Origin of the sequence: Actinoplanes sp. NPDC024001 (genome assembly GCF_040638955.1) — a bacterium.
In the GTDB taxonomy this organism is placed as follows: domain Bacteria; phylum Actinomycetota; class Actinomycetes; order Mycobacteriales; family Micromonosporaceae; genus Actinoplanes.
Genome location: NZ_JBEZZB010000215.1, coordinates 1 through 14,726, shown reverse-complemented (window position 1 = coordinate 14,726; position 14,726 = coordinate 1). Strand labels below are relative to the sequence as shown.

The following is a 14,726-nucleotide window of genomic DNA, read 5'->3' as shown; positions in this document are numbered from 1 at the left end:
GCCCGCGCCGGTCACCGGCGCCTCGTGCGGCCCGCTGCTCGCGCTCGGCTGGGCGCTCGTGCTGGGCGGCAGCGTGCTGCTGGCCGTCTCCCGTCGTCGACGGTCGTTAACCTGATGTCCACATCGCGTTGACTGACGGGTCCGCTGGCCGAACATAGGGTGATCACGCAGCTGAACACGCGGTGACGAGAGGCGATCCGATGCGTAGCTCGGTCCTCGAGGTGAGTACCAGTCCCGACGGCAGCGTGGTGATCCAGCCGCACGGCGCGGTCGGCCCGGACACGGCGGTCGAGTTGCGGCAGCTGCTGGTGCACACGGTGCGCCGCATCCGCCCGCTGCGGCTGATCGTGGACCTGGCCGACGTGGCCGAACTCGACCCGATCAACCTCGGCTCGGTGGTGGCCGCCCTGGACCTGGGCGACGACCACCAGGTCGCGGTCTTCGTCGACAACCCGAACGGGCGGCTCGCCGAGCAGCTCAGCGCGGCCGGCGTGCCCCGGCAACGGGTCCGCGGCAGCTGATTCAGCCGCCCGACATCACGAGTTCGGCCGCTGTTCACCGAGGCGGCGCTAGCCTTCGGCAATGACCGCCCTGCTGGCCACCCGGGCCGACGCCGCACGCCACCTCGCCGAGACCCTGCTGGGCGACAGCGGCGACCGGTGGCGGCACACCGCCGGCGTCGCCGACCGTGCCGGCGAGCTCGCCGTGCGGCTCGGCCTCGACCCGGACGTGCTGGTCGCGGCCGCCTGGCTGCACGACATCGGTTACGCGGCGAGCATCGCCCACACCGGCTTCCACCCGCTCGACGGCGCCCTGCACCTGACCGGCGGCGGCTGGCCGGCCCGCGTCGCCGGCCTGGTCGCCCACCACTCCGGCGCCCGGTTCGTGGCCGCCGCCCGCGGCCTGGCCGAGGAGCTGGCCGCCTTCCCGGACGAGCGTGGCCTGATGTCGGACGCGCTGACCTACGCCGACCAGACCGTCGGCCCGCGCGGCGAGCGGGTCGACACCGAGCAGCGGTACGCCGAGATGCTGGAGCGTCACGGCCCCTGCTCACTGAACGCCCTGGTCGACGCCGACCGCCGCCCCCACCTGCGGGCCATCACCGCCCGCGTCGAGGCACTGCTACACGACAGCGCGCAGGAACGAGCAGAGCGCGTCGTGGTACGGCCGTAACGTCCGCAGATCCACGTACTCGGCCGGCCCGTGCTGGCCGTCCCCGCCCGGCCCGAAGATCACCGCGTCGATGCCGTGCGCCGAGTAGAACCGCCCGTCCGCCGCGCCGTGCTTGCGCAGCAGCGCACCGTCGTAGCCCACCGACTGGGCGGCCCGCCGCAGCGCCCGCACCTCCGTGCTCGTCGGGTCGGCGTGGTGCGGCGCGCCCGTCGCGTCGACGTGCAGCCGGACCCCCGGCCCGGCGATCTCGCGCAGCTCGGCGACCAGGTCGTGCCCCGACGGCGGGAACCGCACGTCCAGCCAGGCGCTCGCGTCGGCGGGCACGATGTTCACCGCCTGGTTGCCGGTCTCGATCCGGGCCAGGTTCACCGTGGTGACCCACTGCTCGCTCGCCGGCACCGGGTAGCGCTCCAGCAGCCGGCCGATCGCCTGGGTCACCGCCAGCAGCGCGTTCTCCCCGAGCCACGGGTACGCGGCGTGCGCGGTCCGCCCGGTCGCGGTGAGCCGCACCCGCAGGATGCCCTTGGACTCGGTGACGATCCGCAGGTTGCTCTGCTCCCCGATGACCACGAACCCGGCCCGGACGCCCTGCGCCACCTGGTGCCCGGTCCCGTCGAAGCCACCCACCTCCTCGTCGGTGACCAGCTGCAGCGCGATCGGGTACGGCAGCCGCGGCGCCATCTGGCGGAACACCGTGGCCAGCACCAGGGCGGCGCACTTCATGTCGTGCGCGCCGCGGCCGTAGAGCCGGTCGCCGTCCCGGTAGGCGGCGAACTGCTCCGGCGTGCCGGGCACCACGTCCAGGTGAGCATTGAGGACGATCCGCGGATCGTCGGCCCCGACCAGGGCGCTGGGCTTGCCGCGCGAGGTGAACCGGCGCACCGGGAAACCCGGCCCGACCAGGCCGAGCACCAGCTCCAGGGCACGGTGCAGCTCCTCCGGCCGGTCGGCGGTGGAACGGATGCCGATCAGCTTCGCCGCGGCCGGGACCAGATCCTCCATGCGGCAACCTTAGATCTGCTAAGTTCCTCGGCAGGTCATGAGTGCCAGCGCCAAGCCCCGGCTCGCTGGCCGGCAACCCTTCCGTTCGCGACGGGGTGCCCCGGGTGAGGACCGGGCCGGTGTCGACCGACACCGGCAAACGGCGAACCCGTGGAGGCGCGGTCATGCCATCTCTCGACATCATCGGCGACGACAAGCTCACCCTGCCCGGCGGCGAGGTCGTGCGCTTCGCGCACCTCGACTACGCGGCGTCGGCGCCCTGCGTGCGGGCCGCGGCCGATGCGGTGGCCGAGCTGCTGCCGCGCTACGGCAGCGTCCATCGCGGCACCGGGGTACGGTCGCAGGCCTCCACCATCGCGTACGAGCTGGCCCGTGACGTGGTGGCCGAGTTCGTGGGCGCCGGGCCGGACCACTCGGTGATCTTCACCCGGAACACCACCGACGCCCTGAACCTGCTGGCCCGGGCCCTGCCGCCGGGCACCACCACGGTCCAGTTCGACGGCGAGCACCACGCCAACCTGCTGCCCTGGCCGAACCCGCTGCGCCTGCCCGCTCCCGGCTCGCCGAACACCGCGGTCGCCGCCCTCGACGAGGCGCTGCGGCGGCTCACCGGCCCGGCCGTGTTCACCGTGACCGGCGCGAGCAACGTGACCGGCGAGCTCTGGCCGGTGCGCCGCCTGGCCGACGTCGCCCACGCGCACGGCGTACGGGTGGTGGTCGACGCCGCCCAGCTCGCCCCGCACCGGCCGGTCGACCTGACCGAACTCGGCGCCGACTACCTGGCGTTCTCCGGCCACAAGCTGTACGCCCCGTTCGGCGCCGGAGTCCTGGCCGGGCGCACCGACTGGCTCGACGCGGCCGCGCCGTACCTCGCCGGCGGCGGCGCCAGCGTCGCCGTGGGTGACCGTCCCGGCGAGCTGAGCTGGGCCACCGGGCCGGCCCGGCACGAGGGCGGCACCCCCAACCTGCTCGGCGCCGTCGCCCTCGCCGCGGTCTGCTCGGCCCTGATCACCGCCGACCGCGCCGCCCTGCACGAGCACGAGCAGCACCTGCTCGGCCGGCTCCGCGACGGCCTGACCGCGGTGCCGGAGGCGACCGAGGTCAGCGTCTTCGGCCCGGACCAGCCCCGGGTCGGGATCGTCTCGCTGCACCTGCGCGGCCACGATCCGGCCGAGGTCGCCCAGCGGCTGAGCCGCGAGCACGGCATCGGCGTGCGCGCCGGCCAGTTCTGCGCGCACCCGCTGGTCCGGCGGCTCACCGGCGCCGCCACCACCGGCGCGTGCGGCACCGCGGCGACCGGTCTGCTGCGCGCCAGTTTCGGCCTCGGCAGCACCGCCGAGGACGTGGACCGCTTCGTCACCGGCCTCGCCGAGGTACTTCGCACCTGACCCGCTACCCACCGGAACTGTCGCGGCCGGGCCGCCCGCCGATTCTGCCTTCGTGGGGACCTGGACAACGTGGCTGCGCGACCGGCTTCCGGCCGGCCGTGGGCTGCGCGACGAGGACTGGGCGGGCCGGCATCGCCTGCTGACGGTGCTGCTCGCCGTCGCCATGGTCCTGCTCACCGTCTTCGGGGCGTTCCAGGGCGACCACGCCGTCGGCGCGCTGCTGCTCACCGACGGCCTGCTGCTGCCGAGCCTGGCCGCGGCCGCGCTGCTGCGGTCGCGGCGGCTGCGCTCGGTCGCCGTCGCCCTGGGTTTCACGGTGGCCTGCGGCGGTTTCGTGGCGCTCTGCCACGGCCTGACCGAGGCACACTTCACCTTCTTCATCGCGGTCGCCGCGCTCGCCCTCTACCGCGACTGGGCGCCGTTCGGGGCGTTCCTGGTCGCCACCACCCTGCACCACGGCGTCTTCGGCACCCTGGTCAGCGACCACACCTACGACCACGACACCGCGTTCGCCCACCCGCTGGTCTGGGCGCTGCTGCACGGCGCCGCGGTGCTGTTCGCGGCCGGCTTCCAGCTGGTCTCCTGGAGCCTCACCGAGGCCGAGGAGCAGCGCGCCCAGGAGAACCTCGACGAGAGCCAGGCGCAGCTCAGCGTCGCCTTCGACGAGACACCCGTCCCGATGGCGATGATCAGTCCCGAGGGTGTCTTCGTGCGCACCAACGCCGCCTACCGCGAGTGGCTGCGCCTGCCGGCCGAGCTGCCGGAGGGTTTCTGCGTCATCGACCTGCCGATCCGCCCGGTGGACACGGCCGGGGCCCAGCTGTTCGAGACGCTCGTGCGCCAGGGCGAGCCGACGACCGTGACCCGCCAGTTCCGGCGCGTCGACGACGACTCGCTGATCTGGGTGCAGGTGCACAGCACCGGCCTGTTCGACCGGCAGAACCGGCTGCGGATGGTCGTCGTGCACTGCCTCGACGTCACCGCGGTCCGCGACCACGAGGCCGAGCTCAGCTACCAGGTGCGCCACGACTCGCTCACCGGGCTGCTGTCGCGCAAGGCGTTCGAGCACGACCTGGCCCGGCTGCTCACCCGCAGCCACGAACCGGTCAGCGTCATCTACCTCGACGTCGACCGCTTCAAGTCGATCAACGACGGGTCCGGTCACACCACCGGCGACGACGTGCTGCGCGCGCTGGCCGTACGTCTGGATGCCGTGGTCCCGGCCGGCGCGCTGGTCGCGCGGCTGGGCGGTGACGAGTTCATCGTCGCGCTGCCCGGCCCGGCCGGGATCGGCCTGCGCGTGGGCAACAGCATCCTGGCCGCCCTCGCCGAACCGCTGCCGGTCGGCGGGCAGGAACTGCCCGTCTCGGTCAGCGTCGGCGTGACCACCGCCTTCGGCCCGGCCGGCGCCGACGAGGTCGTCCTGGCCGCCGACACCGCCATGTACGCGGCCAAGCGCGCCGGCGGCAACCGCCTGCAGGTGTTCACCGACGACCTGCGGGTGCCCGTCCAGGAGCGGATCGCCGCGGAGAGCCGGCTGCGCCGTGCCCTGGCCGCCGACCCGCGCCACAGCCTGCCGCTGTGGTTCCAGCCGGTGGTCTCGACCGTCACCGGCCACATCGCCGGCGCCGAGGCGCTGGTCCGGATGCGCACCCCGGACGGCGAGATCCTCGGCCCGCACGCCTTCATCGGCGCCGCCGAGGAGACCGGCCTGATCGTGCCGCTCGGCGAGCACGTGCTGCGCTCGGCCGTCGAGCACCTGCTGCACTGGTCCGACCGGCTCGGGTACGTCTCGGTCAACGTCAGCCCGCGCCAGCTGGCCGAGCCCGACTTCGTGCCGATGGTCGCCGGCGTGCTCGCCGCGGTGCCCTACCTCGACCCGTCCCGGCTGGTCCTGGAGATCACCGAGACCGCGCTGATCTCCTCCACCGTCGACGTCAGCGAGCGGCTCGCCGCGCTCAAGCAGCTCGGCGTGCGCATCGCCCTGGACGACTTCGGCACCGGATACAGCTCGCTGACCTGGCTGAAGTCGCTGCCCGCCGACATCGTCAAGCTGGACCGCTCGTTCGTGGCCGGCCTCGCCGCCGACCCGCGCAAGTCGTCGATCATCTCGGCCGTGCTGTGGCTGGCCCGCTCGCTGGGCATGTCCACGATCGCCGAGGGCGTCGAGGACCTGGCCGACTGGACCGCGCTGCGGGAGGCCGGCTGCCCGGCGGTGCAGGGCTACTTCTTCAGCAAGCCTCTGCCGGCCCCCGAGTTCGACCGGATGATTCACCTGCGCGAAACCAGCGGGAGCGCACTGGCCGGTTAGAGTCCGGCCATCCTCGACAACGTAGATCCTTTCATCGGCACCGCGGCCACCGACCTGCCTCGCGCACAAGGTCTCGCCGCCACCTGGTGGTGGCCGAAACCGCAGGTGGGCAACACCCACCCGGGCGCCACCTCACCGCTGGGCATGGTCTCCGCGTGCGCCTACTCCGGCGCCTACCCGACCGGCTACGGCCGCTACGCCAAGAACACCGAGGGCGTGCCGGAGGAGATGTTCCCCCGGCTGCAGGCCAGCGGGTTCACCCACTTCCAGCAGTCCGGCACCGGCGCCATCCGCAAGTACTACAGCTATGTGCGGGTCACCCCGATGGTGCAGCCCCTCGACGACCTCGGCCAGTCCTGGCCCCTGGAGGACGAGCGGGCCGAACCCGGCTACTACGCGGCCAACCTCGACACCGGGGTGCGCTGCGAGATCACCGTGGGGGAGAAGGTCGCGGTGCACCGCTACACCTTCCCCGACCAGGACAGCGCCCGGGTGGTGGTGGACCTGTCCTGCGGCGGCCTCGCCATCGACCTGGGCCGCACCGTGCCGCTGCGCGCCCAGGCCGAGAGCATGGGCCACGGGCGGGCGCAGGGCACCGTGGTGATGGAGGGCGTGCCGCTGTCGGTGCACATCGAGGTGGACAGCCCCGACTGGCGGCAGATGCTCTGGTACGACCGGCGCCTCATCCCCGGCGGCACCCGGCTCGACTTCGACAGCATCCGGCACACCACGCTGCGCCCGTTCGGCATGATCTTCATGGGCCCGGCCCGGGCCGGGCAGAGCGTCGAGGTGCGGCTGGGCTTCTCGCTGCGCGGCTGCGACCAGGCCCGGGAGAACCTGGAACGTGAGTGCGGCGGCGGCTTCGAGGCCGTGCGCGCCCGGACCCGGGCCCGCTGGCAGGACCACCTGAGCCGGGTCGAGGTGGACGGCGGCAGCCCGCAGCGCCGCACCGTGTTCGGCACCGCCCTCTACCACTCGCTGATCAAGCCGTGCGTCGCCGACGACGAGAGCCCGATGTGGCCCACCAGCGGCCCGTACGCCTTCGACATCTGCACCATGTGGGACATCTACAAGACCCAGTTGCCGCTGCTGTCGGCGATCGTCCCGGACCGCTACGGCGACCTGCTCGAATCGCTGATCCGGGTCTGCGAGGAGGAGGGCAACTTCCCGATCGGCTACCGGATGGCCCGCGGCGCCGACCGGTTCTTCCGGCAGGCCAGCGCGCTGGCGCACACCGCCCTGGCGGACGCGCACGCGCTGCGCCGCCCCGGCATCGACTGGGCCTGGGCGCTGGTGCACATGGTCGACGACATGCGCCGCCTCTACGGCGAGGACTTCTTCGAGCACGGGGTGGTGCACCCGATCACGCACACCCTCGACCTGGCGTACGCCCACCACTGCACCGCGCAGGTGGCCCGCGCGCTCGGCGACCACCGGCTCGCCGCCGACCTGGAACGCCGGGCCGGGCACTGGGTGAACGCGTTCGACCCGGCCACCGGGCTGCTGCGCGACTCGGAGTTCTACGAGGGCGGCAAGTGGAACTACTCGTTCCGGCTGCTGCACGACATGGCCGCGCGGATCGCGCTGGCCGGCGGCGACGAGGTCTTCGTCGACCGGCTGGACCGGTTCTTCGGCTACGGCGCCGACCCGGTCAAGCAGCCCGGCCGCTGCCCGCCGCCGGAGGAGATGGCCGCCGGATACGCGCTGAACCGCTTCGAGGGCCTGAACAACGAACCCGACATGGAGGCGCCCTGGGCCTACCACTACGCGGGCCGCCCGGACCGCACCGCCGAGGTCGTGCACGCCGCGCTGACCTGGCAGTTCGGCACCGGCCGCGGTGGGCTGCCGGGCAACGACGACTCCGGCGGCCTCAGCTCCTGGTACGTCTGGGCGTCGCTCGGCCTGTTCCCGGTGGCCGGGCAGAACCTGTTCCTGGTCAACGCGCCGGCCTTCGAGCGGGCCGCGCTGCACGTCGATGGCGGCGAATTCGTGATCGAGACCAGCGGGCACCGGGCGACACAGAGGTATGTCCAGTCCGCGACGCTCAACGGCAAGCCGCTGGACGCCACCCACCTGACCGCGGCCGCCGTCCATCAAGGCGGGCGGCTGCACCTGCGGCTCGGCCCGGAACCCTCCACCTGGGGTCATCGATCCCGGCCGCCCTCCGTCTCCGATCAGAAGGGGAAACGATGAGCCGACCGACCCGCCGACTCGTCATCGCGGTCCGCGCCGACCCGGTCATCTGCGGGCACTCCGGTGAGGCCCGCAACCTCGCCGAGGTGGCGCTGACCCGCGGCTTCGACGACGTCCGGTTGCTCACCTGGCCGGTGCCGGCGCTGCAGGCGGCCGGGTTGCCGCTCAAGCCCCTCGACCGGCTGCTGCCGTACAGCCCGGGGATCACCGTGGAACGGCCCGAGGCGGTCGGCGACTACCGGGTGCCCGACGGCCGGCACCTGGCCGGGCTCACCGGCCGGCTGGTGGAACTGCTCGCCGACGGCGTGCCCACGGTCTGCCTGTCGATGTACCTGGTCCCGCACACCCAGGTGATCAACGACGCGGTCGCCGCGGCCCGGGCCGCCGGTTTCCACCCGCGGGTGCGCACCATCGCCAAGGCGGTCGGCTCGGACGTCACCAACGTGATCCGCAACTGCCTGCGCGAGGGCCGCTTCGGCGCCGCGACCGTGCTGCTGACCACCTTCCTCGCCAGCGACGAGGTGGTGGCGGTCTCCGAGTACACCCGCGACGAGATCATCGCGGCGGCCGAGGAGGTCGACGCCAACTGCGGCACCGGCTTCGCCGAGCAGTGCCGGCAGCGAGTCACCGTCAGCTATCCGCCGATCGACTCGGCGGCCTTCCTCGGCCTCGACCCGGACGCGGTCGGCGCGGCGCTGGCGCGCCGCGGCCTGCAGCCCGGCAAGTACATCCTCTTCCTGTCCCGGGTGGCCCGGGCCAAGGGCATCTACGACCTGGTCATCGCGTACGGCCAGATGCGCTGCCGTGACGACGTGAAGCTGGTGGTGGCCGGCACCGGCCCGGCGCTGGAGCACGTGCGGGCGATGGCCAAGGAGGACGACCGGATCGTCTTCCTCACCGACGTGGACGACGACGAGAAGCCGATGCTGATGGCCGGGTGCGCCGCCTACGCCCTGCCGACCAAGCCGGAGCCGGACTTCGTCGAGACCTTCGGCATCGCCCTGGCCGAGAAGGCCCTGGCCGGCGGCGGGCCGATCGTCACCACGCTGACCGGCGGCACCGGCGAGGCGGTCGGCGACGCCGCGGTGATCGTCGAGGCCGGTGACATCGGGGCGCTGGCCGAGGCGCTGGACCGGGTGGTGCTCGACATGACCGACAGCGAGAAGTCGGACCTGGAGAAGCGGGCGCGGGCGCACGCCCTGTCCTTCGACCGGGCCGCGGTCTTCGACGACCTGTTCCACTAAGAGACGCTCGACGGCCGCCCCGGTGTGCGGGGGCGGCCGTCGCATCGCGGTCACAGCCTGCCGTCGGCGGCCATCTTCTCCAGCTTGGCGTAACCCTCGTTCACGCCGACCTCCATGCCGCTCTGCAGCCAGGCGTCGCGGCCCTCGATGCTGTCGACCACCGACTGGGCGCGAAGCCGGGTGCGGCCGTCGCCCAGGTCCTCGAACCAGAGCGTCTCCAGCGCCACGCCGTCGGGCATGCCCTCCCAGGTGAAGGTCTGCACGATCTTGGTCGGTGTCACCTCGTGGAAGCAGCCACGGAACCCGATCTCGTCGTCGCCGTGCGTGGAGACGTAGCGCCAGCTGCCCCCGGTCCGGGCGTCCCAGTAATCGATCTTGTTGCTGATCGAGTCCGGCCCGTTCCACTGCAGGAACAGCTCCGGGTCGGTGTGCGCGCGGAACAGCTGCTCCGGCGTCGCGTTGAAGTCGCGGGTGATCCGGATGATCGGCAGCTTCGGGTCGGCCTCGATGGTGGCCTCAACGATCTTGTTCATGTCCGTTCCCCTTCTTCTTCTTCTTGTCGTCCATCGTCGCCAGCAGGGTGTCGAGGCGGCGGAAGCGCTCCTCGGCGCGCCGCCGGTAGCGCTCGATCCATGCGTCCATCTCGTCGAACACCTCCGTCTCCAGGCGGACCAGCCGGGGTTGCGGTCCCGGCGGCCGGCTCACCACGCCGGCCTCCTCGAGCACCTTGAGGTGCTTGTAGACGGCCTGCAGCGACATCCGATACGGCTGGGCCAACTGGTTCACCGTGGCGTCGCCCTCGGCGAGTCGGGCCACCATGTCGCGGCGTGTCGGATCGGCGAGTGCGGAGAAGACGCGAGTCAACGTGTCCGCCGGCATCGAAACCCTCGTTTCAACTCTGTGGTTGAAAGAAACCATAGGCGTGGTGTGGCTCACCTGTCAACCATAAAGTTGAAAGCGCAGGTGGAGATCATTTGATCATCCTGGCTTACCTGGCGTTCGCGATCCGTACACATCCTGCGGATAAACCGGCGGCATGGAAGAAGTGCGTTGTGTGATCCGCCGCGAGCCCACCCCGGCCGGGCTGGTCGTCCGGCTGCGCGTGAGCGGCGTCCTCGACCGGGCCGCCCACCCGGAAGTGCGCCGGGCACTGCACCGCGCGTTCGAACGGCACCGCCGGGCCACCATCGTCGTCGACCTGGCCGAGGCCGAGCACATCGGCAGCGAATGCATCGAAGTCCTGCTCGTCGCCTACACCCGGGCACTGCGCGCCGGCCACGGGTTCGAGGTGGTCAACCCGCATGGAGCCGTCCGCCAGGCCCTGGAGATCACCGGCCTGTGCGCCCGCGGCGACGACAGCCCGCTCTACGCCCGGCTCATCGACCTCGACGAATACCGCGCGGGCGATTCACCCGTGCCGGTGATGACCGAGCACAACCAGGCGTGATAGGTCCGTAAGGGTGAGTCGTTGAGCGAAAACCCGACTCGTTGAACGAAGCCCACCACGAGACGGGACGGACGTGCTGCCGACGGAAGGTGACCTCACCACCGGCGCCGAACCAGGCTCGATGGTCACCGCTCTGCTCGATCACGAGAGCGGGATCATCGAGCTGACCGTCCACGGGCGCTGGAGCCATCGATTGTGCACCACGCTCTACCGGACCGTGCAGAAGTGCCTCGCCGAGCACCCCACCGCGCTCGTCCTCGACCTGAGCGGCCTGCACGACCCGCACGCCGCCAGCGCACCGTTCTGGCTGACCGTGGCCGCGCAGGGCCGCCGGCTGCAGCCGACCGTCCCGGTGGTCGCCTGCCTGCCGCGCACCAACCGGCTGTCCGGCCGGCTCGACCGCCTCGGCGTCACCCGCGACCTGCCGATCTTCGCCACCCTGCGGCTGGCGCACACCGCGGTCACCAGCCACCGCCCGACCACCAGCCGGGTCCGCCTGCAACTGCCGCCGGTGCCGACCAGCGTCCGCAACGCCCGCCAGATCGTCACCGCCGCCTGCACCGAGTGGGGCATGCCCGGCCTGCTGCCGCGCGCCCTGCTGGTCGTCTCCGAACTGGTCGCCAACGCGGTGGTGCACGTCGGCAGCCCGATCGACGTGGTCATCTCGCACCGCGGCACGCTGCGGCGCGCCGCCACCCGCGGCAGCACCAGCCTGCACCTGGCCGTGCACGACGAGGACCACCGGATGCCGCCGTCCCGCGGCACCGGCCTGGGGCTGCGGCTGGTCACCGTGGCCTCGTACAGCTGGGGCGTGCTCCCCACCCGGCAGGGCAAGGTCGTCTGGGCGATACTGCGGGAACCCACCAACCCGAGCGAGGTTCCGGTATGACCGACGACGACGTGACGCGGATCAGCGCCGAGATCACCGCAAGGCCGCCGGTCCACGGCATCCGTCTCGTCGGCGTCGACGGCCCCAGCGGCTCCGGCAAGAGCCACCTGGCCGGCCGCCTGGCCGAGCGGCTCGGCGCCCCGGTGCTGCCGATCGACGACTTCGTCTCGTGGGACAACTTCGCCGGCTGGTGGCCCCGCTTCGAGGAGCAGGTCCTCACCCCGCTGCTCGCCGGCAAGGACGCCGTCTACCAGGCCCGCGACTGGACCGACTGGTACGGCTCGAGCCTCGGCGACTGGAAGACCCAGCCCTGGGCGCCGACCGTCATCCTCGAAGGGGTCACCTGCACCCGGCGCGAGACCGTCGGCCGCCTCGCATACGCCATCTTCGTCGACGCCCCGGCACCGGTCCGGCTGGCCCGCGGCCTGGCCCGCGACGTCGACTTCCCCGGCCGCGAAGAGCTGTGGCGCCGCTGGATGGCCGAAGAGGCGGAGTTCTTCACCCGCGACGGCACCCGCGAGCGCGCCGACACCGTCCTCGACACCGGCTCCGCGTGATCCCCGCCGTCACCCGGCTCGGCGAGCAACTGTCCACCCTGGGCTGGGTCACCGACCTGCTCGTCGCCGGCTCCCTCGCCACCGGCGACTACCGCCCCGGCGTCAGCGACATCGACCTGGTCGCGCTCACCGACGGCCCGCCCCGCCAGGACACCCTCACCGCCCTGCACCGCCGCCTCGACGCCGGCCCGGCCCGCGGCCTCGACCTGGGCTGCGTCTACGTCGACGCCGGCCGCCTGGCCGACCCCGAAGCCGAGCATCCGACCTGGACCCACGGGCAGCTGGTGCAGCGCATCCTCTCCGGCATCACCCGCGCCGAACTCACCCGGCACGGGCATGCCATCTTCGGTCGCGCTCCGCACGACCTGATGCCGCCGGCAACCGACGACGACGTACGACGGGCAGCCCGCGCCGAGCTGACCGGCTACTGGGCGTGGGCGGCCCGCCGTCCGTGGCTCTGGCTGGACCCGGTGATCGCCGACCTCGGGCTCACCTCGATGGCCCGCGGCCGCCACGCCCTGGCCACCGGCACCCTGCTCACCAAAACCGAAGCCGTGACGGCGGCGCACGCCCCGCCCTGGCTGATCGAGCAGCTGCGTGCCCGCCGCGCCGGCCGGGAGGTCACCTCACCGCGCCTGCGCACCGCCCTGATCGCCTGGCGCGACGCCCGGCGCACGGTCGCCGCTGCCCGCCGGTCCTGACCCGCCGACCCTTCGGCCGCGGCGCCGGCGGCTGCTGGCAGGGTTGCCTCATGCGAATCTCGATCTGGCCCAGCGCCGGGCAACCCTACGGTGACGTCCTCGAGGTGGCCCGGCACGCGGCCGAGACCGGCTGGGACGGCGTCTACATCGCCGACCACTTCATGCCGAACGCCGGCGGCCAGTCCGACCCTGATCATCCCGTGCTGGAGTGCGGCTCGGTGGTGGCGGCACTCGGCGCCAGCGTGCCGCGGATCCGCGTCGGCACCCTCGTCTACGGCAACACCTACCGCCACCCGGCGGTGCTGGCGAACATGGCCTCGACCGTCGACCAGATCACCCAGGGCCGCTTCACCCTCGGCGTCGGCGCCGGCTGGCAGATCAACGAGCACGAACAGTACGGCATCGAGCTGCCCCCGACGAGCAAGCTGATCGACCGTTTCGTGGAGGCCCTGCAGGTGCTGCACGGCCTGCTGCGCCAGCGCCGCACCACCGTGCACGGCGAGTACTACACCCTCACCGACGCCGTCTGCGAACCCAAACCGGTGCAGGACCCGCTACCGATCCTGATCGGCGCCAAGGGCGAGAAGCGGATGCTGCGGGTCGTCGCCGAGTACGCCGACATGTGGAACGCCTGGGGCCTGCCCGACCTGATCGCCCACAAGTCGGCGGTGCTCGACCGCCACTGCGCCGACCTGGGACGCGACCCGAAGAACATCGCGCGCACCGCCCAGGCGCTGGTCGTGGTCAACGGCCCGCTGCCGGAGAACACCCCCGTACCGGTCATCGGCGGCTCGAAGCAACGCCTGGCCGACGCCATCGCCGAATACCGCGCCATCGGCCTCGACGAGCTGATCATCCCCGACTGGCTGTTCGCCCCCGGCGCCGAACGCTTCAAGGCCATGGACACCGTCCTGCGCCTGGCCCGCCCCTGACCCCCGCCACCCTCTGCCCGCCCACCCGACGCCCAGCGCCGCCCCCGGCGGTGCTCCCGGGCCCTGCGCGTCAGCCGGCCGGCCCGGCTGACGCCCAGCGTCGTCCCGTGCGGTGTTCCCGTGCTCTGTGCGTCAGTCGGCTGGCCGGGCTGACGCCCAGCGTCGTGTCGGGTGGTGTTCCCGTGCTCTGTGCGTCAGCCGGCTCGCCCAGCGTCGTGTCGGGTGGTGTTGTGGGGCTCTGTGCGTCAGCCGGCTGGCTCGGCTGACGCCCAGCGTCGTGTCGGGCGGTGTCTCCGGGCTCTGGGCGTCAGCTGGCTGGTCCGGCTGGCGCCCAGCGTCGTCTGGGGTGCTGATGTTGGGACCTGGGTGTCAGCCGGGTGGGGTGGCTGGCTCGCGGTGTCGGCTTACGCCGTAGTGGTGGCCTCCGGGCGTCAGCTGGCGCGCGGGGTCAGGGGTGGGCGGTCGCGCGGTCCAGGACGTCGTCGGCCGGGCAGCGCCCGCGGGACACGTACCGGTCGGTGAACTCGGCCAAGGTGTCGCGCAGCTCGCGCGTGGCGCCCTGGCGGGAGAGGGCCGCGTAAGCGGCCAGGAAACACTCGCGCGCCGCGGCGGCCAGCACCGGGTCGGTGAGCGCGTCGCGGCCGGCCCGTTCCCACAGCCGCGGTTCGCCGGCCAGCCCCGCGGTCGCCGCCCAGGCCTGCTCGGCGGCGCGCGCGTCATCGAGCAGCACCGTGGTGACCGCGGCGACCAGGCGCCACCCGTCGCCGGGCTGCCGGTCGGCGACATCGAGTTCCAGGTGGCCGCGCGCGGCCACCGGCGGGCGCAGCGCGTCCACGTGCCGGGCCACGCCGGCCCGGCTGAGCCGGCCGCCGGCCCGCATCCATCCCCG

14 protein-coding genes, 1 pseudogene and 1 riboswitch are annotated in these 14,726 nt (G+C 72.9%); of the genes and pseudogenes, 11 read left to right on the top strand and 4 right to left on the bottom strand.

The window, feature by feature from the left end; genetic code table 11:
• The first annotated feature begins 221 nt into the window (after positions 1 to 221).
• Together AB0F81_RS45885 and AB0F81_RS45880 are read left to right on the top strand one after the other, a co-directional pair.
• Complete coding sequence (locus tag AB0F81_RS45885; protein ID WP_360209769.1) at positions 222 to 521, top strand: hypothetical protein; 300 nt, start codon at positions 222 to 224, stop codon at positions 519 to 521.
• A gap of 61 nt (positions 522 to 582) precedes the next feature.
• A complete protein-coding gene (locus AB0F81_RS45880; protein WP_360209767.1) occupies positions 583 to 1,173 on the top strand; it encodes an HD domain-containing protein in 591 nt (196 codons plus the stop codon).
• Here the strand turns inward: AB0F81_RS45880 and AB0F81_RS45875 are convergent.
• A complete protein-coding gene (locus tag AB0F81_RS45875) occupies positions 1,123 to 2,175 on the bottom strand; it encodes a M20/M25/M40 family metallo-hydrolase (RefSeq protein WP_360209765.1) in 1,053 nt (350 codons plus the stop codon). The two genes, AB0F81_RS45880 and AB0F81_RS45875, sit on opposite strands and share 51 nt — an antisense overlap.
• Before the next feature lie 33 nt (positions 2,176 to 2,208).
• Positions 2,209 to 2,323: riboswitch (SAM riboswitch) on the top strand.
• A gap of 16 nt (positions 2,324 to 2,339) precedes the next feature.
• On the opposite strand from AB0F81_RS45875, the gene AB0F81_RS45870 reads away from it, so the two are divergent.
• From AB0F81_RS45870 to AB0F81_RS45855, 4 genes are read left to right on the top strand one after another with little or no spacing between them, the layout of a single operon-like run.
• Positions 2,340 to 3,563, top strand: coding sequence for an aminotransferase class V-fold PLP-dependent enzyme (locus AB0F81_RS45870; RefSeq protein WP_360209763.1), 1,224 nt, complete (start codon positions 2,340 to 2,342; stop codon positions 3,561 to 3,563).
• 52 nt (positions 3,564 to 3,615) lie between these two features.
• Entirely contained in the window at positions 3,616 to 5,874 is a 2,259-nt protein-coding gene (locus tag AB0F81_RS45865; RefSeq protein WP_360209761.1) for an EAL domain-containing protein, read from the top strand.
• Positions 5,875 to 5,883: 9 nt separating this feature from the next.
• Positions 5,884 to 8,067, top strand: coding sequence for a GH92 family glycosyl hydrolase (locus AB0F81_RS45860; protein ID WP_360209771.1), 2,184 nt, complete (start codon positions 5,884 to 5,886; stop codon positions 8,065 to 8,067).
• Positions 8,064 to 9,311 (top strand): glycosyltransferase, encoded by a 1,248-nt coding sequence (locus tag AB0F81_RS45855; RefSeq protein ID WP_360209759.1) that lies wholly within the window; start codon positions 8,064 to 8,066, stop codon positions 9,309 to 9,311. Before AB0F81_RS45860 ends, AB0F81_RS45855 begins: the two co-directional genes overlap by 4 nt.
• Positions 9,312 to 9,361: 50 nt before the next feature.
• On the opposite strand, the gene AB0F81_RS45850 is transcribed toward AB0F81_RS45855, so the two are convergent.
• Positions 9,362 to 9,844 (bottom strand): SRPBCC family protein, encoded by a 483-nt coding sequence (locus AB0F81_RS45850; protein ID WP_360209757.1) that lies wholly within the window; start codon positions 9,842 to 9,844, stop codon positions 9,362 to 9,364.
• Positions 9,828 to 10,247: a metalloregulator ArsR/SmtB family transcription factor gene (locus AB0F81_RS45845; RefSeq protein WP_360209755.1), complete on the bottom strand. Its 420-nt coding sequence runs from the start codon at positions 10,245 to 10,247 to the stop codon at positions 9,828 to 9,830. The genes AB0F81_RS45850 and AB0F81_RS45845 overlap by 17 nt, the downstream gene beginning before the upstream one ends.
• A 100-nt stretch (positions 10,248 to 10,347) precedes the next feature.
• Between AB0F81_RS45845 and AB0F81_RS45840 the strand changes: the two genes are divergently transcribed.
• The 5 genes from AB0F81_RS45840 (at position 10,348) to AB0F81_RS45820 (ending at position 13,837) form a co-directional block, all read left to right on the top strand.
• Complete coding sequence (locus AB0F81_RS45840) at positions 10,348 to 10,758, top strand: STAS domain-containing protein (RefSeq protein ID WP_360209753.1); 411 nt, start codon at positions 10,348 to 10,350, stop codon at positions 10,756 to 10,758.
• A gap of 73 nt (positions 10,759 to 10,831) precedes the next feature.
• Positions 10,832 to 11,647, top strand: coding sequence for an ATP-binding protein (locus tag AB0F81_RS45835; protein WP_360209751.1), 816 nt, complete (start codon positions 10,832 to 10,834; stop codon positions 11,645 to 11,647).
• Positions 11,644 to 12,204: a hypothetical protein gene (locus AB0F81_RS45830; RefSeq protein ID WP_360209749.1), complete on the top strand. Its 561-nt coding sequence runs from the start codon at positions 11,644 to 11,646 to the stop codon at positions 12,202 to 12,204. Before AB0F81_RS45835 ends, AB0F81_RS45830 begins: the two co-directional genes overlap by 4 nt.
• The gene (locus AB0F81_RS45825) at positions 12,201 to 12,905 is read left to right on the top strand and encodes a nucleotidyltransferase domain-containing protein (RefSeq protein ID WP_360209747.1); all 705 of its coding nucleotides are present in this window, start codon (positions 12,201 to 12,203) and stop codon (positions 12,903 to 12,905) included. Before AB0F81_RS45830 ends, AB0F81_RS45825 begins: the two co-directional genes overlap by 4 nt.
• Before the next feature lie 50 nt (positions 12,906 to 12,955).
• Positions 12,956 to 13,837, top strand: coding sequence for an LLM class flavin-dependent oxidoreductase (locus AB0F81_RS45820; RefSeq protein WP_360209745.1), 882 nt, complete (start codon positions 12,956 to 12,958; stop codon positions 13,835 to 13,837).
• Between the two features lie 448 nt (positions 13,838 to 14,285).
• Here the strand turns inward: AB0F81_RS45820 and AB0F81_RS45815 are convergent.
• A pseudogene (locus AB0F81_RS45815) lies at positions 14,286 to 14,726 on the bottom strand (glutamylcysteine synthetase); the annotation flags it as partial.